This is a genomic window from Arthrobacter sp. OV608 (genome assembly GCA_900110595.1).
Lineage (GTDB): Bacteria > Actinomycetota > Actinomycetes > Actinomycetales > Micrococcaceae > Arthrobacter.
The window spans coordinates 389,065-410,472 of sequence record FOEZ01000001.1 but is presented as its reverse complement, the minus strand read 5'-3'; the positions used below and the strand labels follow the sequence as shown (position 1 = coordinate 410,472).

The 21,408-nt window shown below is 64.7% G+C and carries 17 protein-coding genes; 7 read left to right on the top strand and 10 right to left on the bottom strand.

Annotation, left to right across the window (positions count from 1 at the left end; genetic code table 11):
- Positions 1-53: 53 nt before the first annotated feature.
- A complete protein-coding gene (locus BMX78_RS01935) occupies positions 54-1,097 on the top strand; it encodes a M4 family metallopeptidase (RefSeq protein WP_091415673.1) in 1,044 nt (347 codons plus the stop codon).
- A 64-nt stretch (positions 1,098-1,161) separates the two neighbouring features.
- Complete coding sequence (locus tag BMX78_RS01930) at positions 1,162-1,473, top strand: protealysin inhibitor emfourin (protein WP_091415671.1); 312 nt, start codon at positions 1,162-1,164, stop codon at positions 1,471-1,473.
- 25 nt (positions 1,474-1,498) lie between these two features.
- On the opposite strand, the gene BMX78_RS01925 is transcribed toward BMX78_RS01930, so the two are convergent.
- On the bottom strand, positions 1,499-2,467 hold the full coding sequence (locus tag BMX78_RS01925) for a GlxA family transcriptional regulator (RefSeq protein ID WP_091415670.1): 969 nt from the start codon (positions 2,465-2,467) through the stop codon (positions 1,499-1,501).
- A gap of 81 nt (positions 2,468-2,548) precedes the next feature.
- Here BMX78_RS01925 and BMX78_RS22980 point away from each other — a divergent pair, with 81 nt between their 5' ends.
- Positions 2,549-2,716, top strand: a complete 168-nt coding sequence (locus BMX78_RS22980) for a hypothetical protein (RefSeq protein ID WP_170850656.1) — start codon at positions 2,549-2,551, stop codon at positions 2,714-2,716.
- Positions 2,717-2,817: 101 nt separating this feature from the next.
- Positions 2,818-6,783, top strand: coding sequence for an ATP-dependent RNA helicase HrpA (gene hrpA / locus BMX78_RS01920; RefSeq protein WP_091415668.1), 3,966 nt, complete (start codon positions 2,818-2,820; stop codon positions 6,781-6,783).
- 44 nt (positions 6,784-6,827) lie between these two features.
- On the opposite strand, the gene BMX78_RS01915 is transcribed toward hrpA, so the two are convergent.
- From BMX78_RS01915 to BMX78_RS01905, 3 genes are read right to left on the bottom strand one after another with little or no spacing between them, the layout of a single operon-like run.
- Positions 6,828-7,253: an HIT family protein gene (locus tag BMX78_RS01915; protein WP_091415666.1), complete on the bottom strand. Its 426-nt coding sequence runs from the start codon at positions 7,251-7,253 to the stop codon at positions 6,828-6,830.
- Positions 7,250-8,413: an NAD(P)-dependent alcohol dehydrogenase gene (locus BMX78_RS01910; RefSeq protein ID WP_091415664.1), complete on the bottom strand. Its 1,164-nt coding sequence runs from the start codon at positions 8,411-8,413 to the stop codon at positions 7,250-7,252. Before BMX78_RS01910 ends, BMX78_RS01915 begins: the two co-directional genes overlap by 4 nt.
- A 9-nt stretch (positions 8,414-8,422) precedes the next feature.
- Positions 8,423-9,334: a sulfurtransferase gene (locus BMX78_RS01905; RefSeq protein ID WP_091415662.1), complete on the bottom strand. Its 912-nt coding sequence runs from the start codon at positions 9,332-9,334 to the stop codon at positions 8,423-8,425.
- A gap of 73 nt (positions 9,335-9,407) precedes the next feature.
- Here BMX78_RS01905 and BMX78_RS01900 point away from each other — a divergent pair, with 73 nt between their 5' ends.
- The gene (locus tag BMX78_RS01900) at positions 9,408-10,499 is read left to right on the top strand and encodes a PLP-dependent cysteine synthase family protein (protein WP_091415661.1); all 1,092 of its coding nucleotides are present in this window, start codon (positions 9,408-9,410) and stop codon (positions 10,497-10,499) included.
- Here the strand turns inward: BMX78_RS01900 and BMX78_RS01895 are convergent.
- Positions 10,496-11,152: an MBL fold metallo-hydrolase gene (locus tag BMX78_RS01895; protein ID WP_091415659.1), complete on the bottom strand. Its 657-nt coding sequence runs from the start codon at positions 11,150-11,152 to the stop codon at positions 10,496-10,498. The genes BMX78_RS01900 and BMX78_RS01895 overlap by 4 nt on opposite strands.
- A 94-nt stretch (positions 11,153-11,246) precedes the next feature.
- On the opposite strand from BMX78_RS01895, the gene BMX78_RS01890 reads away from it, so the two are divergent.
- The gene (locus BMX78_RS01890; protein ID WP_091415658.1) at positions 11,247-11,789 is read left to right on the top strand and encodes a Fur family transcriptional regulator; all 543 of its coding nucleotides are present in this window, start codon (positions 11,247-11,249) and stop codon (positions 11,787-11,789) included.
- A 1-nt stretch (position 11,790) separates the two neighbouring features.
- Here BMX78_RS01890 and BMX78_RS01885 read toward each other — a convergent pair whose 3' ends face one another.
- From BMX78_RS01885 to BMX78_RS01865, 5 genes are all read right to left on the bottom strand, one after another.
- Entirely contained in the window at positions 11,791-12,666 is an 876-nt protein-coding gene (locus tag BMX78_RS01885) for a metal ABC transporter permease (protein WP_091415657.1), read from the bottom strand.
- On the bottom strand, positions 12,666-13,481 hold the full coding sequence (locus BMX78_RS01880; protein WP_091415655.1) for a metal ABC transporter ATP-binding protein: 816 nt from the start codon (positions 13,479-13,481) through the stop codon (positions 12,666-12,668). The genes BMX78_RS01885 and BMX78_RS01880 overlap by 1 nt, the downstream gene beginning before the upstream one ends.
- Positions 13,478-14,467 (bottom strand): metal ABC transporter solute-binding protein, Zn/Mn family, encoded by a 990-nt coding sequence (locus BMX78_RS01875; RefSeq protein WP_091415654.1) that lies wholly within the window; start codon positions 14,465-14,467, stop codon positions 13,478-13,480. The genes BMX78_RS01880 and BMX78_RS01875 overlap by 4 nt, the downstream gene beginning before the upstream one ends.
- 166 nt (positions 14,468-14,633) lie before the next feature.
- The gene (locus BMX78_RS01870; RefSeq protein ID WP_091415652.1) at positions 14,634-15,704 is read right to left on the bottom strand and encodes a hemolysin family protein; all 1,071 of its coding nucleotides are present in this window, start codon (positions 15,702-15,704) and stop codon (positions 14,634-14,636) included.
- Positions 15,701-17,083, bottom strand: a complete 1,383-nt coding sequence (locus BMX78_RS01865; protein WP_091415650.1) for a hemolysin family protein — start codon at positions 17,081-17,083, stop codon at positions 15,701-15,703. The genes BMX78_RS01870 and BMX78_RS01865 overlap by 4 nt, the downstream gene beginning before the upstream one ends.
- Before the next feature lie 508 nt (positions 17,084-17,591).
- Here BMX78_RS01865 and BMX78_RS01860 point away from each other — a divergent pair.
- Positions 17,592-21,401 carry a multifunctional oxoglutarate decarboxylase/oxoglutarate dehydrogenase thiamine pyrophosphate-binding subunit/dihydrolipoyllysine-residue succinyltransferase subunit gene (locus BMX78_RS01860; protein WP_091415649.1) on the top strand — a complete coding sequence of 1,270 codons (3,810 nt, stop codon included), beginning with the start codon at positions 17,592-17,594 and terminating at the stop codon, positions 21,399-21,401.
- Positions 21,402-21,408 lie beyond the last annotated feature (7 nt).

Sequence of the window (21,408 nt, the reverse complement as noted above, 5' to 3'; positions counted from 1 at the left end):
TGTCGGTGCCCCCTCGTAGGCTGTTCACACCAACAGAAGCAAAGGGGTCTCACATGTACTGCTCCATCATTCCGCCCTACCTGTTGCGTCGTCTTGCCAGGCAGGACGCGCCCGAATTCTCCGCGGCAGCGAGGGCAGCCAGGGAAGCACTGGGTCATGTCCGCTCGGTCCAGGCAGCACGTACCCAGGCTGCTCCCGAGGCCCCCGCGGGAGTGCGCCAGGCAAAACCGGGACCATCGAACCGCACCGTTTTCGACGCCGCGGGTTCAGAAGTCCTTCCCGGCAAACTCGTCCGCAAGGAAGGCGAGCCCGCTACCGGAGATCCGGCAGCGGACGAAGCCTATGACGGGCTCGGCCATACGCACCGGCTGTATGCGGACGTCTTCGGCAGGAACTCGATCGATGGCCGGGGATTGCCGTTGAACGCCACCGTTCACTTCGGCAAGCTGTACGACAACGCTTTTTGGGACGGCACGCAGATGGTCTTCGGTGACGGTGACGGCGAAGTTTTTGAGCGCTTCACCAAGTCCCTCACTGTCATCGGTCACGAGCTTGCGCACGGGGTCACCCAGTATTCAGCCGGGCTGTTGTACCGGAACCAGGCCGGTGCGCTCAACGAATCGATGTCGGACGTGTTCGGCGCCCTCGTGGAGCAGTATGTCAGGAACCAGTCAACCGCCGAAGCCAGCTGGTTGATTGGTGAGGGCCTCTTTACCTCGCAGGTTCAGGGACAGGCGTTGCGCTCTATGAAGGCTCCGGGAACTGCGTACGACGACGACGTGCTGGGCAAGGATCCGCAGCCGGATTCCATGGACTCGTACGTAAAGACAAGCGCCGACAACGGCGGCGTTCACATCAATTCCGGCATCCCCAACCGCGCGTTTTGCGTGCTGGCCGAACAGCTGGGCGGCAACGCGTGGGACACCCCAGGGCGCATCTGGTACGAGACGCTCACCGGAGGTTCTCTGCCCTCCGGCGCCACCTTCACCGTCTTCGCCCGCGCCACTGCGGCTGCTGCCACCGAGCTTTTCGGTTCCGGATCAAAAGAGCATGACGCCGTGCGGAACGCGTGGGAAACTGTGAAGGTCAAGCTTTAACGGGTTGCCTGGCTGTGCCGTTCTTCGGGCCACCAGGCCCGAGGCACCACCCAGGAACCAGGCCATGAAGATCAGTGTGGAACGCACCGGCGGCATCGCGGCGATGACCCGGGTTTGGACTGTCAACGCTGAGTCCGAGACGGCAAGGAACCAGTGGCAGCCCATTGTGGAAGCATGTCCGTGGGACGCCGTCCCGCGGACACCGAGGGCAGCCGCAGCAGAATTCTCCGGAGCCCAGCCGGACCGGTTCATCTACTCCATCCGCGCGGGCCAGCGTCGGGCCGCCCTTCCTGAGCAGGCGGTCACCGGCCCATGGCGCGTGCTGGTGGACAGCACCAGGGCTGCCGCTGAGGAATTGCGGGCAGGAGACCAGTGAAGGTTGCCGCCGAGGAGCGGAACGGCTAAACCGCTTCCTCCAGCTGGCCACGGAAAGCCCTGCGGTAGGACTGCGGGCTGGTGTCCAGGACTTTGGCGAAGTGGTGGCGCAGCAGCACCGGATGGCCGAAGCCGGCCTCCCGTGCGATTTCCTCGATATTCAGGTCGCTCGATTCGAGCAGCTCCTGGGCCCGAAGCACCCGTTGGGAATTAAGCCAGGCCGCCGGGGTTGCGCCGGTTTCGGACCTGAACTTCCTGGCAAACGTCCGGGCGGACATGTGCACCCGGGCCGCCAACTCATTTACAGTGTGCTCACGGTCCAGATGCTCCACCATCCACCGAAGGAGTTCCTCCATCGGTGCCGAGCCACAGGTGGGCATGGGCCGGTCAATGAACTGGGCCTGGCCGCCGTCCCGGTGCGGCGGAACCACCATGTCACGGGCAATGGCGGCGGCCACCTGCGCACCCAGTTCCACACGGACCAGGTGCAGGCAGGCGTCGATCCCGGCGGCAGTGCCGGCAGAGGAGATGATGTTGCCGTCCTGTACATAGAGGACGTTTTCGTCCACCTGCACCTGCGGGTACTGGGCGGCCAGCTGGCCTGAATAGTGCCAGTGCGTGGTGCAGCGCCTGCCGTCCAGGAGCCCGGCGCGGGCAAGGGCAAAAGCTCCGGAGCAGATGGACATCACCCACGCTCCCCTGGCATCGGCAGCGCGCAGGGCTTCCAGGACCGATTCAGGGAGCTCATCGTCCCTGCCGTACGGCGCCATGATGACCAGGTCGGCGTCGGCGGTGGCTTCGAGGCCAAGCTCCACGTTCATGGACAGGCCGTTCTTGAGCCGCACGCTGCCGGGATTGGGCGTACACACGCGGAAGTCAAAGGCGGGGACGCCACTCCCCCGGCCAGATCTGTCGATTCCGAACACTTCACATGCAGTGCCGAATTCGAACATCGAGAAGTTGGGAACCACGATGACTGCTACTGATTTCAGCATGCGTCCATTGTGGCAGGAATTATAGCTGTTTGGGCATTTCTGCCACTTTTTCTTGGTCCTGGACAGGAGAAGCATGGAGGCATGGAAATCCTCATAACCCTCCTCATCGTCCTCCTGCTCGTTGTCCTCGCCGCCACCGTTTCAGCGCTCCTGCGCGACGGCCGGGGACATACACCTCCCGTGGAATCCCACGAAGCCTGGTCCGCCCTGGACCTTCCCAGCTCCAACTACACACTCCGCATTTTCTAGAACCACCCACCGAACCACCGCACCACCAAGCCCTCGGGGTCGAACAGCTGCATAGGGTCGAAACGGGAAGCCCGGGCTCCCGCAGTAGACTTGCAGCAGCTATGACACTTCACATTTCCTATCCTGCCGAGCTGCCGGTCTCCGAGCGCCGCGAAGACCTGATGGCAGCCATCGCAGCGAACCAGGTCACCATCATCGCCGGCGAGACCGGCTCCGGTAAGACCACCCAGATCCCCAAAATGTGCCTTGAACTCGGCCTGGGCGAGAACGGCCTGATCGGCCACACCCAGCCGCGCCGGCTGGCAGCCCGCACGGTTGCCGAGCGCATCGCAGAGGAACTGGGCGTGGACATTGGCCAGGAGGTGGGCTTCCAGGTCCGCTTCACCGGCGAGGTCAGCCGCGCCACCAAGGTAAAGCTGATGACCGACGGCATCTTGCTGGCGGAAATCCAGCGCGACAAGCTGCTGCGCAGGTACAACGCCATCATCATCGACGAGGCTCACGAGCGCAGCCTCAACATCGACTTCATCCTCGGGTACCTCAAGCGCATCCTGCCGCAGCGGCCGGACCTGAAGGTGATCATCACTTCCGCCACCATCGATCCCCAGCGGTTCGCCAACCACTTCGGCACGCCCGAAAAACCCGCTCCCATCATTGAAGTGTCCGGCCGTACGTATCCCGTGGAAATCCGCTACCGCCCGCTGTCGCAGCCGCCGGCCGGCGCGGACGAAGAGGACGCCTCTGACGACGAACTCAAGGAAGACCGCGACCCGCTCGACGCCGTCTGTGACGCCGTCGACGAACTTGCCCTGGAAGCACCCGGGGACATCCTGGTGTTCTTTTCCGGGGAGCGCGAAATCCGCGATGCCGCCGAGGCTCTCAACGCACGCATCCAGTCCAACCGGAGGCTTGCCGGGACCGAAGTGCTCCCCCTGTTCGCCCGTCTCAGCCTGCAGGAACAGCACAAGGTGTTCCATCCCGGCAACAAGCGGCGCATCGTTCTCGCCACCAACGTGGCGGAAACATCGCTGACTGTGCCGGGCATCAAGTACGTCATCGACACGGGCACGGCCCGCATTTCCCGCTACTCCCACCGCACCAAGGTGCAGCGCCTGCCCATCGAGCGTGTATCGCAGGCGTCGGCGAACCAGCGGTCCGGGCGTTGCGGCCGCGTCTCGGACGGCATCGCCATCCGCCTGTACTCTGAGGAAGACTTCGAGTCCCGGCCCCTGTTTACCGATCCGGAAATCCTGCGCACCAACCTTGCCGCCGTTATTCTTCAGATGACCGCCATGGGAGTGGCGCGCGGGCCCAAGGATGTGGAGGACTTCCCGTTCGTGGAGCCGCCGGAAACACGGGCAATTAACGACGGCGTCACGCTCCTGCGCGAACTCGGCGCCCTGGCATCGGCCACGCCGCAAAACGGAAAAGGCGGCCCCAAGAGCGGCGGCGGCCTCACCGCCGTCGGACAAAAGCTTGCCCAGCTGCCGGTGGATCCCCGGCTGGGCCGCATGATCGTGGAAGCGGGCAAACGCGGCTGCGTCCGGGAAGTGATGATCCTGGCGGCGGCCCTCACCATCCAGGACCCCCGCGAGCGCCCCACGGACAAGCAGCAGCTCGCGGCCGAAAAGCACAACCGGTTTAAGGACGAGAACTCGGACTTCACCGGCTTCCTGAACCTCTGGAACTACCTGCAGGAAAAGCAGCAGGAACTTTCCTCCTCGGCCTTCAGGAGGCTGTGCCGGGCAGAGTTCATCAACTACCTGCGGGTGCGCGAGTGGCAGGACCTGTTTGCCCAGCTGCGCCAGCTTGCCCGGCCGCTGGGCATCAGCCTGGACAACAAGCGCCTCGCGGACCCCGTGGGCAACCACGATGGCGTCCACATCAGCCTGCTGTCCGGCCTGCTCAGCCACATCGGCATCCTGGACGAACGCAAGCGCGAATACGCCGGCGCCCGCGGCACCCGGTTTGCCATTTTCCCTGGCTCGGCATTGTTCAAGAAGTCACCCACGTTCGTGATGGCGGCGGAGCTGGTGGAAACCAGCCGGCTCTGGGCCAGGGTGGCGGCAAAATTTGATCCGGTCTGGGCGGAGCAGGTGGCCCCGGACCTCGTGAAGCGCAGCTACAGCGAACCGCACTGGTCCACGCGCCAAGGCGCAGTGATGGCCTACGAGAAGGTCACCCTCTACGGTGTGCCTATCATCGCCCAGCGCAGGATCAATTACGGCAGGGTCGATCCCGTCGTCGCCAGGGAGCTTTTCATCCGGCATGCCTTGGTGGAGGGTGACTGGAAAACGCACCACAAGTTCTTCCACCGCAACCGCGCCCTCCTGCAGGAAGTTGAGGAGCTGGAAGCAAGGATGCGCCGCCGCGACCTGCTGGTGGACGACGAGACGCTCTTCGAGTTCTACGACGCCCGGCTCGGCCCGGATGTGGTGTCGGAGCGGCACTTTGACAAGTGGTGGAAGGAAGCCCGGCAGGCGAACCCGGACCTCCTCGATTACGACAAGTCCCTGCTCCTGAGCGATGACGCGGACAACCTGGATGTTTCGGCGTACCCGAAGACCTGGCTGCACAAGGGCTTTGAGCTCCCGCTGACCTACGAGTTCCATCCGGTCGCTCCGGGGTCACCGCCGGATCCGTCCGACGGCGTCACGGCCGAAGTGCCGGTCCTGTTCCTCAATCAGCTGGATGACAAGGCGTTCCGCTGGTTGATCCCCGGGCAGCGTGTGGAGCTGGTGACGGCCCTGATAAAGTCCCTGCCGAAGCAGATCCGCAAGAACTTCGTGCCGGCCCCGGATGTGGCGCGCCAGGCAGTGGCTGTGCTGGAGTCCGATTTTGACCCGGCCTCCGACGACCTCGAACCATCCCTTGAGCTGGCGCTCCGCCGGATCCGTGGGCACATCATTCCGCCCGGTTCCTGGAACTGGGACGCCGTGCCCCCGCATTTGCGCGTCACCTTCAAGGTTGTGGACAGCAAGGGCAGGGTCCTTGGTGAGGGCAAGAACCTCGCGGCGCTGCAGGAGGAGCTGGCGCCAGCCACCCGCCGCGCCATTGCCGAATCCCTGGGTGCCACGCCTGCTTCTACAGCTCCCCGCGGCAAGGCGGGTCGCGCCGCAGGAACGTCCGACGACGGCGGCGCTTCACGTTCGCAGGCCCCCGCCCAGGTGCCGGCAGGCTCAGCCCCTGCCGGATTCCGGGAGCAGGAGGGCCTGACTGAGTGGAGCTTCGGAACCATCCAGCGCCAGGTCAGCAACATCGTCAAGGGCCACACGGTCACCGGCTACCCGGCCCTGGTGGACGAAGGCAAGTCCGTGGCACTGCGGGTTTTCCAGACCGCTGACGAGCAGCAGGATGCCATGCGCGGCGGCGTGATCAGGCTGCTGGCCTTGCGGGTTCCAGCTCCGGACCGCTACGTCCTGGAGCACCTGAGCAACACCGAGAAGCTGACGTTCAGCCAGAACCCGCATGGGTCCGTTTCGGCCCTGATCGCAGACTGCGCCCTCGCCGCCATCGACAAGCTCACGCCGGCCGAACTCCCCTGGGACCGGAAGTCCTTCGACGCGCTGTATGAAGTGGTCCGGGCCGAGCTGATCGATACCGTGTTCAGCGTGACGGCGGTGGTGGAGCGCATCCTCGCCAGCACCAGGCGGATCGAAAAGCAGCTCAAGGGCACCACCAGCCTGGCCCTCATTAGCGCGCTCAATGACATCAAGAGCCAGCTGGAGCAACTGGTCTACCCCGGCTTCGTGGCCCGCACCGGCTACGCACAGCTCAGCCAGCTCCCCCGCTACCTCGCCGCCATTGAAAAACGCTTGGAGCGCCTGCCCGGCAACGTCCAGCGCGACGCCCTGAACATGGCAGCGGTGCAGCGGCTGGAGGATGACTACGACGACGCCGTGTCCGCCCTGCTTCCCGGCCGGCGGGCCGGGGGCGAGCTCGCGCAGGTCCGGTGGATGATCGAGGAGCTCCGGGTGAGCCTTTTCGCCGTCGAGCTGGGAACCGCCTATTCAGTGTCCGAGAAGCGGATCCGTGCCGTGCTCAACAAAGCGCTCGCCCCGGCCTAAACGGCCGGGGCGAACTATCCAGGCAACCGGTCCCGGCTGGCGGCCTATGCCGGGACGAACTCGCCGTACCCGGCGTCCCGGAGGCCCTGCCGCAGTTTTTCGGCATTGGCATCCAGGACTTCGGGGTCGGGATTCTGGTCAGCGGACGCAAAGTTGAAGTCGGCCATGCTCCGGGACGGCCACACGTGGACGTGGAGATGGTTGATCTCGTAGCCGGCCACAATGAGCCCGGCGCGCGGCGCGTCAAAGATGTCCACCTGGACGGCGCCGATGCGGCGGGCCACTTCCATGACTTTCGCCAAGGTTTCCGGGGAAGCATCGGTCCAGCGGTCCACTTCCTCAGTGGGGACCACCAGCGTGTGCCCGTCCGCCAGCGGACCCGTGGTGAGGAACGCGGAAACGTCGTCTTCGCGCCACACAAACCGGCCGGGGATTTCGCCGTTCAGGATCCTGGTGAATAGCGTGCTCATGCGTCTGCCTCCTCGGCGGGTGCCTGCAGGGTGCTGGTGTCCAGCACAAACCGGTATTTCACATCGCCTGCGACCATCCGGTCATAGGCCTCATTCAGCTGGTCCGCGCGGACCATTTCGATGTCCGCCACCACGCCGTGTTCCGCGCAGAAGTCCAGCATTTCCTGGGTTTCCGCAATCCCGCCGATCAGCGAGCCGGCGTAGGCGATGCGGCGCCGGATCAGTGCCCGCGGGTTGACCGGCGGCATTGCCTCGGACGGCAGTCCGAGCTGGAAGAGCGCACCGTCCACCCGGAGGGTGCGGAACAGGGGGTTCAGGTCGTGGGGTGCTGCCACGGTGTCGATGATCAGGTCGATGGTGCGGTTTGCCGCCTCCATCGCCGCTTCGTCCCGGGACAGGACAACTTCGTCCGCGCCCAGTTCCAGGGCGGCCGGCACCTTGGACTCCGAGGTGGTGAACACCACCACTTTCGCGCCCATGGCCTTGGCAAGCTTGACGGCCATGTGGCCGAGCCCGCCGAGCCCCACGACTCCCACAACATCGCCCTCTTCGACGTCGAAGTGCCGCAGCGGCGAGAAGGTGGTGACGCCGGCGCACAGCAGCGGGGCGACGGCGGCCGGGTCCAGGGATTCCGGCACGCGAAGGACATAGCGGCGGTCCACCACCACCGTGGAGGAATAGCCGCCCTGGGTGATCGCATCGCCGTTCCGGCGGTCAATGGCACCATAGGTGCCGGTCATTCCGTTCTCGCAGTACTGTTCCAGGCCGTCCAGGCAGCTCTCGCATTCGCGGCAGGAGTCCACGATGCAACCCACCCCCACCCGGTCCCCCGGGGCGAAGTCGGTGACACCGGAACCGACGCGGCTTACCGTTCCAACAATCTCGTGGCCGGGGACCAGCGGATAGGCCTGGCCGCCCCACTCCCCGCGCACTGCGTGGACGTCTGAATGGCACAGCCCGCAGAATTCAATGGCAATTTCGACGTCGTCGGGTTTGGGTGTGCGCCGCGCAAGAGTCAGCGGGACCAGGCCGCTGTCCGCGGACGTGGCGCCGTACGCGGCGGCCAGGACGCCGCCGTCGGAATCACTGGATCCGGCGGTGATGCCGCCGGGGGCGACAGGGTTGGCAAGGGGCGGCGGCACAGGACGTCCAGGAGTCATACTGCGACGCTACCCTTGCCCGCCCTGGTCTTTCCACTCCACAGCCCGTTCACCGCGGGGGTCTGGACCGGTCGCCACAGGCAAGTGGGGGTTGTTGGACCACTCCGAGAAGGAGCCCGGGTACAGTGCAGCGCGGAAACCGGCCAGTTCCAGGGCAGCCACCTGGTGCGCAGCGGTGACCCCGGAGCCGCAATAGACCCCCACCTCGACGTCGTCGCTGATGCCCAGCGCTTCGAAGCGGCGGCGCAGCTCGGCCGAAGGCAGGAACTGGCCGTTGCCGTCAATGTTCTGTGAAGTGGGCGCGCTGACCGCACCGGGGATGTGGCCGGCCCGCGGATCAACAGGTTCGATCTCGCCGCGGTACCTTTCCGAGGCGCGCGCATCGAGGAGGATCCTGTCCGGTCGGGCACCGTCCGGGACGTTTTGATTCTCCATCCACCCGGTCACGGCGGCCGCGTCCAGGACCGGCATCTGCCCGTCGGCCAGTGTCACATTTCCGGCAGGAGGCAGGACCTCACCCTGCTCAAGCGGCAGGCGTGCCGCGCGCCAAGCCGTCAGGCCGCCGTCGAGCAGGTAAACCTCGGTGTGGCCGGCGTTCCGCAGCATCCACCACGCACGGGCTGCGGCCATGTTGCCGCTGTCGTCGTAGGCCACCACAACATCGCCGGTGTTGATACCCCAGCGCCGCGCAGCATCCTCGAATCTGAGCGGCGACGGCAGCGGGTGCCGGCCGCGCTCCGGCACCGCGGGGTCCGCGAGCTCGGTAGCCAGGTCAACAAACACGGCCCCAGGCAGGTGCCCCTGCAGGTAGTGATCGTGCCCGTGCGGATCGCCCAGCGCCCAGCGCACATCCAGCAGCACCGTGCGCAGGCCCCGGACACGGCGCTCCTCCAGGGCTGCGACATCCAGCAGTGGCTTCACGGTGCTCCTTCGGTCAGGCGGACAACGTTTCCACTCTAACGGCAGCCCGCGGAGCCGCAGGTAGGCTGGTGCGGTGAAGATCGAGCGCAGCGCGGGCCGGGCCTGGGCGGACGAAGCCATCCGGAAAATCACGGCAGAAAACAACCGCTCCGCCGACACCCATCTCTACTTGGTGCCGCTGCCCGAGCACTGGGGCGTCCAGCTCTACCTCAAGGATGAATCAACGCATCGCACCGGCAGCCTCAAGCACCGGCTGGCGCGCTCGTTGTTCCTGTTCGGACTGGTGAACGGGTGGATCCGGGAGGACACCACCATCGTTGAGGCGTCCAGCGGGAGCACCGCGGTGTCCGAGGCGTACTTTGCCCAGCTCCTGGGGCTGCCGTTCATCGCGGTCATGGCACGCAGCACCAGCCAGGAAAAGATTGACCTGATTGAGCAGTTCGGCGGCTCCTGTCTGCTCGTGGACCATGCCTCCGAGGTTTACGCGACGGCGGAGGAGGTGGCCGCCACCAGCGGCGGGCACTACATGGACCAGTTCACCTACGCCGAGCGCGCCACGGACTGGCGCGGGAACAACAACATCGCCGAGTCGATCTTCGGCCAGCTGGCATTGGAGGAGCACCCCGTACCGGAGTGGATCGTGGTGGGCGCGGGAACCGGCGGCACCAGTGCCACCATCGGCCGGTATCTCCGTTACCACAGCCACCCCACCCGGTTGCTGGTGGTGGATCCGGAGAACTCGGCCTTCCTTCCCAGCTGGCGCGGCAGCACGTCCGGTCCTGCCACGGGCCTGCCCTCGAGGATCGAGGGCATCGGCCGGCCCCGCATGGAGCCCAGCTTTGTGCCCTCAGTGATCGACCACATGGTCCAGGTTCCGGACGCGGCGTCCGTCGCTGCCATGCGCCACCTCCGCACGCTCGCCGGACTCCACGCCGGCCCCTCCACGGGAACGAACCTTTGGGGAGTCTGGCAGCTCGTCGCGGCGATGATCGCCGAGGGCCGCAGGGGCAGCATCGTGTCGTTGATGTGCGACGGCGGAGAGCGCTACGCCGGCAATTACTACAACCCGGCCTGGCTGGCATCCAAGGGCCTGGATCCGGCTCCGTATGAAGCGGTGATCAATCGCTTTTTCGATACGGGTGTTTGGGCCGGGGACGCGGTTTAGACTTCTACCTGCTCCCCCGCCGCCAGGTGGCGGTACTCCGTTCCGTACTTTGCGCCCAGTCGCTGGACATGGCCTTCCACTATCTTCAGGCCGTTGTCATTGAGCAGGCCGTCGTGAATCTGGAATGCGCGCGGCGCGCGGACGCCGATCACGAAGTCCACCACCTCTGCCGCTTTGCTCCAGGGTGCATGCAGGGGCACCAGCAGCGTCTGCACGTCGATGCCGTCAGGAATCACGAAGGAATCACCAGGGTGGTAGACGTTCCCGTCCAGGAGATAGCCGATATTGGCCACCACCGGGATCTGCGGATGGATCAGGGCGTGCTGGCCGCCAAAGCTCCGGACGTCGAAGCCTGCCGCTTCAAACGATGAACCCGGCTCCACCGTGTTGATCCGGGCCGCCGCGTCCGGGGTTTCATTGCGCAGGTTCTCCGCCACACCCGCCGGGGCGAAAACCGCCAGGTTCGCGTTCTCCTTCAAAGCGTTCACCACTGCCGGGACGTCGATATGGTCGTTATGTTCGTGCGTGACCAGCACGGCGTCGGCACCGGCCAGCGCCTCCGCCGATTCAGAAAATGTTCCGGGGTCCAGCACCAGAATCCGGCTGTCCTTCTCGAGGCGGACACAGGCATGGGTGTATTTGGTCAGCTTCATAGCGCCAGCCTAGGGTCCGGCCCGGACCGTGTCCACGAAGCTCCGGCTGGTAATCTGGATCTTTGCCACCATCCTTAGGGAAGCGAGTCCATCCATGCCGTTCGGCACCAAGGCTGAGTCCACCAAGCCCGCTTCAGCGCCGGTTTCCGGCGGCAGTCGCAATGCTGGCGCGGGTACAGCTGCCGCGGGAACTGGCACGGTTACAGCGGGCGCAGGAGCCGGCGCCGTCAAGGAACAGCGGGTCACGAAACAGCGGCTGGCGGTCAGTGCAGCGCTGGACGAACTGGATGATTTTGTCAGCACGCAGGAGCTCTACAGGATCCTGCAGAACCAGGGTGTCTCCGTCTCCCTCGCTACTGCCTACCGGATCCTCCAGTCCCTGGCCGACGAAGGACTCGTTGACGTGCTGCGCAACGGCGACGGCGAGGCTGTGTACCGCAGGTGCGCCGTCACGGGACACCATCACCACCTGCTGTGCCGGAATTGCGGCAAGGCAGTGGAAGTGGAAGCGCCGGCCGTGGAAACGTGGGCAGCCCGGATCGCAGCCGAACATGGGTACACCGAGGTGGCGCACACCGTGGAGATCTTCGGCCTCTGCGCGGAGTGCACGGCACGCAAGGCCGCCGGCACCGTGTAGGTTACTGCGGTTGCAGTACCCGCCCGTTGATCCCGCGGGAAGCACGGATGGAACCGATGATCCGGCACACCACGTAGATCAGGAATGACAACGTGGTGACGTACGGGCTGATGGGGATGCGTCCGCCCAGGGCCAGCAGGATTCCGCCAACGATGGCCGTGACGGCAAAGGCCACGCTGAGCACCACCACGGCCACCGGCGACGACGTCACGCGGAGGGCCGCAGCAGCCGGCGTAATGAGGAGCGCCAGCACCAGGAGGGCTCCCACCACCTGGATGGACAAAGCGACGCTGATGCCCAGCAGGACCATAAAGACGATGCCCAGCGTCCGGACCGGAATCCCTCGGGCCTCGGCAAGTTCGGGGTCCACGCTGGCAAAGTTCAGTGGCCGCCAAATGGCCGCGAGGACCAGCATCACCACAACGGCGGTTCCGGCCAGCGCTTGAAGCTGGACGGTATCCACCGAAACGATCTGCCCGGTCAGCAAACCGAACTTGTTGGCGGCACGGCCTTCATACAAGGACAGGAACAGGATCCCGAGGCCCAGCCCGAAGGGCATGATCACCCCGATGATGGAGTTTTTGTCCCTTGCCCTGACTCCCATCACGGCGAGCAGCAGCGCGGCAGCCACCGAGCCGATGAGCGAACCGAAGACGATATCGGCACCAATCAGGAGGGCGAAGGCTGCACCGGCGAAGGACAGTTCCGAAATTCCGTGGACGGCGAAGGCAAGGTCACGCTTCATCACGAACGTCCCCACCAGGCCGCCGAGCAGGCCCAGGACGGCGCCCGCCCAGATGGAGTTCTGGACCAGGACCAGCAGCTCGCCATAGTTCTCGAAGCTGAAGATGGCGCCAATGATACTGTCGGCGTCCATCAGGCCACCTCTCCGGCAAGGGCATGCGCCTCGGCGTGATGGTGCGTGGTGGCATCCGGCAGGCCCACCACCACAATGCGTCCGTTCGCGTGGATGACCTCAACATGGCTGCCGTACAGGTCGGAGAGGACCTCCGTGGTCATCACTTCCTCCGGGGTGCCCACCTTGAAGCGGCCGCCGGCCAGATAGAGCACCCGGTCCACGTAGTCGATGATGGGGTTGATCTCGTGGGTGACAAAAACCACCGCGCTGTTTTGCTCGTGGCATTGTTTGTTGATCAGTGAACTGACGGCCTGCTGGTGGTGGAGGTCCAGGGAGAGCAGCGGCTCGTCGCAGAGCAGGACTTTTGGGTCTGTTGCCAAGGCTTGGGCTACGCGCAGCCGCTGCTGCTCGCCGCCGGAGAGCTGGCCCACCGGAACCCTGGCGTAGTCCGAGGCGCCCACCAGCTCAAGGAGCTCATCAATCCTGCGGTTGGCCTTGGCCGAGGAGAGGCGAAGCCCCCAGCGGTGCCCATCGACCCCCAGGCCCACCAGGTCCCGGGCACGCATCGGCGTGTCCCGGGCAAACGATTTTTGCTGCGGGATGTAGCCGATCAGGCTGCTGCCGCGCTCAACAGGGTGTCCACCGAGCAGGGCGGTGCCCCGGTGCAGGGGCTGCAGACCCAAGAGGACTTTGAGGAAGCTCGTTTTCCCGCTGCCGTTGGGGCCAAGCACTGCGAAGAACTCACCGGGCCTGATCTCCAGGTCCAGGTCCTCCCACAGCGTCCGCTGACCGAAGGCGAGGGACGCCCCGGCGAGGCTGACCACAGGTTTCAATTATTGGTCTCCAGAACTTTGCTGACGTTGTTCACATTGTCCGTCATCCACTGCAGGTAGGTCTTGCCCTCTGGCAGCGTTTCATTGAAATCGACCACCGGGACACCTGCCGTTTCGGCCGCCTTCTTCAGCGCTTCGGTCTGCGGGCCTTCGGTCTGGCCGTTGTAGGCAAGGAACCGGACGGACTTTGAAGCAACCAGGTCTGTTGCGGCCTTGAGTACGGCCGGCGGGACGTCGGAGCCTTCCTCAATCGCAGCAGTGTAGTCCCCGGGAGTAGCGTTCTCCAGCCCCGCATCGGAGAGAAGGTAGAGCGGCACCGGCTCAGTGACCGCTACCTTGTCCCCCGCCGCACTTGTCTTCAGCGCCCCAAGCTTTCCGGCCAGCTGGTCCAGTTCAGACTTGAAAGTGCCGGCGTTGGCCGTGAAGGTGCCGGCGGAATCCGGTTCCAGCCCGCCCAGTCGGGAAGCAAGGTCGTCGGCCAGCCGGCCCATGGCGGCCAGGCTGTACCAGACGTGCTCGTTGAACTCGCCGTGGTCGTGGCCATCCCCGCCCGAAGACGCCACCGGCGCCGCTTCGTCCGTGGCTTCGCCTGCGGCCTCTTCAGGATGGGCCAGGCCGGAAAGTTCGACGGCGTTAAGCACGTTGTGCGCGTCAATGCTGCTGTCGTTCACCAGGGTGTGGAGAAACTCGTCGTAGCCTCCGCCGTTTTCCACCACGAGGTCCGCCTTGGAGACGGCCAGCCGGTCCTGGGCGCTGGCCTCGTAGGAGTGCGGGTCCTGGCTGGTCTTGTTGATGATGGCGGTGACGTTCACTTTGTCACCGCCCACCGCCTTTGCAATGTCCCCGTAAACGTTGGTGGAAGCCACCACGTTGATTCCGTCGGGCGCGGTCCCGCCAGAGGCCTCGGGCTGGGGGCTGCATGCGCTGAGCAGCAGGCCAAGCCCGGCAAAGAGGGCAAGGGACGTTCGGGCGGCGGAACGGCGCACGTAAACCTCGGTTCAGTGGTTGTGGGATCGCAGGGGAACCACTAAAGCCTATACCTAAATGGGAATGATTCCTATTTAGGAAAAGGGGTACAGGAAGCCCTGTCACGCATCTGCATGGCAGGGCCCCTGAGTCCGGGGCTCCCGCACGGCAGCGCCTGCCTGGCTGCTAGGCGCCGTTGGGCTGGCCCAGGCGCCGCACGCCCCTGGCCTGTGTGGCGTCTCGGATTTCACCCACCAACTGTTCGATCACGTCCTCGAGGAACAACACACCCTGGGTGTTTCCGTCGGGCCCGATGACGCGTGCCAGGTGCGAACCTGTTCGCTGCATCACCGACATCGCCTTTTCAATTTCATCGTCCAGGGCGAGGTTGGCCAGGGACCTGATCCGGCTTTCGGCAATGGGCCGTTCGTATGCAACCTCTGGGATGGACAGGACGTCCTTCACGTGGAGGTAGCCGTAGAGCATGTCGTCGTCGTCGAGCATCGGGAACCGGGAGAATCCGGTACGGCTCACGGCCTTCTCGAACTCCACCGGCGTGGTGGCGGCCTTCAGCATCACCAGTTTTTCAAGTGGAACCATGATGTCAGCGGCGTTGTACTCGGAAAATTCGAGCGCGCCGGTGATCAGGCCCGCATCGTCATCCACCAGCCCGTGGCGGGTGGACTCCTGCACAATCGACTGCACTTCCTCCAGCGTGAAGGAGGAGTTCACCTCATCCTTGGGCTCAATACGGAGCAGCTTGAGGATGTGGTTGGCGGACCAGTTCAGGACGGAGATGACCGGGTTCACCAACCGGGCGATAAACATCAGCGACGGGGCAAGGAACAGCGCTGCCTTATCCGCCACGGACACCGAGATGTTCTTGGGCACCATCTCACCGAAAGTTACGTGCAGGAACGTCACGAGCATCAGCGCCACGGCAAAGGCCGCCACATCGGCCATCTCCATGGGCAGGCCCAGTGTCTCCAGCGGCACCGCCAGCAGGTGGTGGATGGCCGGCTCTGCCACCAGAAGGATCAGCAGCGAACAGACCGTGATACCCAGCTGGGCACAGGCCAGCATCAGCGAAACGTTCTCCATGGCCCGCAGCGTGGTCTGCGCGCGTTTGGAACCCGCTTCGGCCAACGGCTCGATCTGGCTGCGGCGGGCGGACATCACGGCGAATTCAGCGGCCACAAAAAACGCGTTGCCGAAAAGGAGGACAACCAGCCACAGTATTCCGGCCCAGTCGCTCATCGTTCGGTCCTGTCGTTTTTAGTCCTGCCGTTGTTCTGCCTGCCGTTGGTCGTCCTGCCGCCAGGGTCCGCTGCCTCAGGCTCCGGCGCGGACGGACGGAAGCAGATCCGGTCGATCCGCCGGCCGTCCATCCTGGTGACGCTCAGAGTTCCGCCCTCCACGGCGACCGTGTCCCCGACAACAGCGATGCGGCCGAGCTTGCTCATCACATAGCCGCCCACTGTTTCGTACGCTGCCTCGTCAGGGACGCTCAGGCCGGGAATCTGCTCGGAGAGTTCATCCGGGCGGAGCAGTCCAGGGAAGTACCAGTCACCGGAAGCGCTCTGGAGCAGGCCAGGACGGACCTTGTCGTGCTCATCGGCCACCTCGCCCACAATTTCCTCCACGAGGTCCTCGAGGGTGGCGATTCCTGCGGTTCCGCCGTATTCGTCCAGTACCACCGCCAACTGAAGGTTGCCCTCGCGCAGTTCAGCCAGCAGGGCATCAAGGTGGATGGTCTCCGGGACGCGGAGCACTTCGGTCATGATGGCCCCGGCTTCAAGGTTCTGCCGGCGGTCCCACGGCACTGCCACTGCCTTCTTGACGTGGACCAGGCCCTTGATGTCGTCCGCCGACTCACCAATGACGGGGAACCGTGAATATCCCGTGCGGCGCGCCGCCGCCAGAATGTCGGACACCGGCTGGTCCGCCTCGATGGTTTCCACGCGGATGCGGGGAGTCATCACGTCGGCGGCAGTGCGCGTGGAGAAATTCAGTGTGCGCGCCACGAAGTTGGCGGTACCGGCGTCGAGCGTTCCCATCGCAGCCGAGCGCCGCACCAGGGAAGCCAGCTCAGCAGGGGTCCGCGCACCGGAAATTTCTTCCTTCGCTTCCAGCCCAAAAACGTTCAGGACCCTGTTGGAGAAGCCGTTGAGGACCACGATGGCGGGTTTGAACACGGCAGTGAAGACCAGTTGCGGCCTGGCCAGGGCGCGGCCCATCGGAAAGGACAAGGCGATGGCCATGTTCTTTGGCACCAGTTCGCCCAGGAGCATGGAGAGCAGGGTGGCAAGCACCATTGCCAGGACCAGGGAGATGGAAGCCACTGCAACATCCGGAAGTCCGACGGCGGCCAGCGGGGCTTCCAGGAGCTTGCCCACCGAGGGCTCCATCACGTAACCGGTCAGCAAGGTAGTGAGCGTTATGCCCAACTGGCAACTGGAAAGCTGCGTGGAGAGCGACTTGAGGCAGGCCAGCAAAGGAATGGCGCCGTCGTCGCCGTCGTCAATGGCCCGTTGGACCGTTGCCTGGTCAAGTGCAATGAGTGAAAATTCGACGGCGACAAAAAAGCCCGTGCCGGCGATCAGCAGCAATCCCGCTGCGAGGAGAAGCCATTCCATTCAGCATCCCGCCTGGACAGCGGTAGCCATGGATCTTGGCTGGGTAGTCAGGGAGCCATTAATAAAGGACCCGCGCCAGGAATATCGGTCCGGCGGAGGGTGGTCAGCCGAGGCCGACGCACTATCCTTTGCAGCTCCTCCCGGCAATGCCAGCGAATGGTGATGGGCGCGTGTTCGGGGTTTGCCGGCTCTTCGGGTGGACTGTGCGGCGCTGCTTACGCCCCGCTGACAGCCCCCAGGCCGGCACCTAGATTTACTGTCCATAAGAATTTCAGTCTACAGGAGCGGATCTCCGGTCCTGCGAGCCTGGCAGGTGCTCCTGTCCGCCATATTTCGGCCCTTTTTACGTCTCATCATGATTTGGGTCACCCTTATTGGCAGTTACCACAAGATGCTCACTAGACTGGCAATGGTCTGGGTTCAGAGGACGCAGAGACCGGTTGAAACGTAGTGCTGAGGGCACCGTGGGCCGGGGAGAAATCAAACTCATGGAAGAGGCGTATTTCAAGTGCCAGAGCAGCCTAGCCACCGTCTACCAGAGGAATTTGGCGGAAACGAGTGGCTCGTTGACGAACTGTACGAGCAGTATCAAAAGGACAAGAACGCTGTCGACGCCAAATGGTGGCCGCTGTTTGAATCCTTCGGCTCGGGCAGCAGTTCTTCTTCCAACGGAAATTCGGCGCAAGCCACAGCCCACCCCGCGACCAGGGAAATGCCGGTCGTGAATGCGGCTCCTGCAGCACCGGCAGCGCCGCCGGCTGCAGCACCGCCCGCTCCGCCGTCGGCCCCGCCCGCCTCCGCGGCACCTGCCGCCCCCGCTGCCGTCAAGAAAGCTCCCGCCACCGTCGCCCGCGATGGTGGAAAAAAGACCGAGTCGGGCACCGGTTCGCAGCCCATCCCCGCGCAGCTGCCCAAGAACGTCAAGGCCCCCACCGCCCCCGAAGAGGACGTTGTGTCCATCCTGCGGGGACCGGCCAAGGCGATCGCCACCAACATGGTCACCAGCCTTCAGGTGCCCACCGCAACCAGCGTCCGGGCCATCCCCGCCAAGCTGCTGATCGACAACCGTGTTGTCATCAACTCCAACCTGGCACGCGCCCGCGGCGGCAAGGTCTCCTTCACGCACCTGATCGGCTACGCCGTCATCCGTGCGCTCTCGCAGTTCCCCTCGATGAACGTGTACTACGACGAGGTGGACGGCAAGCCCGTCGCCGTCCAGCCGGCACACGTCAACTTCGGCATCGCCATCGATATGCCCAAGCCCGACGGAACCCGCCTGCTGATGGTGCCGAACATCAAGAAGGCGGAAACCCTCAACTTCTCCGAGTTCTGGCACACCTACGAGGACCTCATCAAGCGCGCCCGCAACGGCAAGCTCACGGCTGAGGACCACCAGGGCACCACCGTTTCCCTGACCAACCCGGGCGGCATCGGCACTGTGCACTCGGTGCCCCGCCTCTCCAAGGGCCAGGCAGCCATCATCGGCGTCGGCGCGCTGGACTACCCCGCAGAATTCCAGGGTGCCAGCGAGAAGATCATCGCCCAGAACGCCATCAGCAAGGTCCTGACCCTGACCTCCACCTACGATCACCGGGTGATCCAGGGTGCCGGCAGCGGCGAGTTCCTGAAGCTGGTCCACCAGCTGCTGCTGGGCGCGCAGAACTTCTACGACGAGATCTTCGAGTCCCTGCGCATCCCGTACGAGCCGGTGCGCTGGAGCGCGGACAAGCAGGTTGATCCGGCCGACGAGATCAACAAGGTCGCCCGGATCCAGCAGCTGATCCACTCCTACCGCGTCCGCGGCCACCTGATGGCGGACACCGATCCGCTGGAATACGTTCAGCGCAAGCACCCGGACCTTGACGTACTCACCTACGGCCTGACTCTGTGGGACCTGGACCGCGAGTGGCCCACCGGCGGTTTCGGCGGCAAGTCCATGCTCAAGTTCCGCGACATCCTGGGTGTCCTGCGTGACGCCTACTGCCGCACCACCGGCATCGAGTACATGCACATCCAGGAGCCTGCCGAGCGCAAGTGGTTCCAGGACCAGCTCGAACACCCGTACTCGAAGCCCAGCCGTGAAGAGCAGCTGCGCATCGTCTCCAAGCTGAATGCTGCCGAAGCATTCGAGACGTTCCTGCAGACCAAGTTCGTGGGCCAGAAGCGCTTCTCCCTTGAAGGCGGCGAGTCCCTGATTCCGCTGCTGGATGCCATCATGTCCGACGCCGCCGATGACGGCCTGGATGAGGTCGCGATCGGTATGGCCCACCGTGGCCGCCTGAACGTGCTGACCAACATCGCCGGCAAGACCTATGCACAGGTGTTCCGCGAATTCGAAGGCACCCAGGATCCCCGTTCGGTCCAGGGCTCCGGCGACGTCAAGTACCACCTGGGTACCGAGGGCACGTTCACCTCGGACAACGGCAAGGAGACCAAGGTTTACCTGGCTGCCAACCCGTCCCACCTCGAAGCTGTGGACCCCGTCCTCGAGGGCATCGTCCGTGCGAAGCAGGACCGCCTGGACCAGGGCGAGTCCTTCCCGGTGCTTCCCATCGTGGTGCACGGTGACGCCGCTTTCGCCGGCCAGGGCGTGGTCGCTGAAACCCTGAACCTGTCCCAGCTGCGCGGCTACCGCACCGGCGGAACCATCCACATCGTGGTCAACAACCAAGTGGGCTTCACCACAGCACCGTCCTCGTCACGCTCGTCCACGTACTCCACCGACGTTGCCAAGATGATCCAGGCCCCGGTGTTCCATGTGAACGGCGACGACCCGGAGGCAGTGGTCCGCATTGGCCAGCTCGCCTACGAGTTCCGCCAGCGGTTCCACAAGGACGTTGTCATCGACATGGTCTGCTACCGCCGCCGCGGACACAACGAGGGCGATGACCCCTCAATGACCCAGCCGCTGATGTACAACCTGATCGAAGCCAAGCGTTCCGTGCGCAAGCTCTACACCGAGTCGCTCATCGGCCGTGGTGACATCACCGAGGAAGAAGCCGAGCAACTGCTTCGCGACTACCAGGAACGGCTGGAGCGCGTTTTCGCTGAGACCCATGCAGCCCAGACCTCCCCGATTCCGATCATCACGGCGGATTCGGCAGCAGTGTCCGACATCGAGCGGCCCATCGCCCAGCAGTCCGATTCCAGCACCAACGCGCCGGTGTCCACGGCGATCTCCGCTGACACACTGGCCAGGATCGGCAAGGCGCATGTGGAGATTCCCGAGGGCTTCACCGTCCACGCGAAGCTCAAGCAACTGCTTGAGAAGCGTGAGCAGATGTCCCGTGAAGGCGGCATCGACTGGGGCTTCGGCGAGATCGCAGCCTTCGGCTCACTGATCATGGAAGGCGTTCCCGTCCGCCTGGCCGGTCAAGACTCCCGCCGCGGCACCTTCGTGCAGCGCCACGCCGTCTTCCACGACCGCGCCAACGGCAAGGAATGGCTGCCCCTGGGCAACCTCTCCGACGACCAGGCCAAGCTGTGGATCTACGATTCGCTGCTGTCCGAATACGCGGCCATGGGCTTCGAGTACGGATACTCGGTGGAACGCCCCGACGCCCTCGTCCTCTGGGAAGCCCAGTTCGGCGACTTCGTCAACGGCGCCCAGACCATCATCGATGAGTTCATCTCCTCGGCCGAGCAGAAGTGGGGCCAGCGGTCCTCGCTGGTGCTGATGCTGCCGCACGGCTACGAGGGCCAGGGCCCGGACCACTCCTCCGCAAGGATCGAGCGCTTCCTGCAGCTGTGTGCCGAAGAAAACATCATCGTGGCCAACCCCACCACGGCCGCCTCGCACTTCCACCTGCTGCGCCGCCAGGCTTACAGCCGTCCGCGGAAGCCGCTGATCATCTTCACGCCCAAGCAGCTGCTGCGACTCAAGGCTGCCGCCTCGTCCGTGGAAGACTTCACGAACGGCACTTTCCGCCCGGTGATCCCGGAGCATGAGCAGCTGGCCGCAGACGCCGTCGAACGCGTCCTGCTGGTCTCCGGCCGCCTCTACTACGATCTGCTGTCCACGCGGCAGAAGACCGGCGACACAACGACGGCGATCGTCCGGGTGGAGCAGCTTTACCCGCTGCCGCACACGGAGATTGCTGCCGAACTGGCCAAGTACCCGAACGCCGAGGTTGTCTGGGCGCAGGATGAGCCTGCCAACCAGGGGCCGTGGCCGTTCATCGGGCTGAACCTTCCGGACGCACTGGACCGCAAGGTGCGCCTCGTGTCGCGCCCCGCCTCGGCGTCCACCGCTGCGGGTTCCATGAAGCGCCACGCCGCGGAGCAGGATGCCCTGCTGAAGCAGGCATTTGCACGGTAGTAATCAA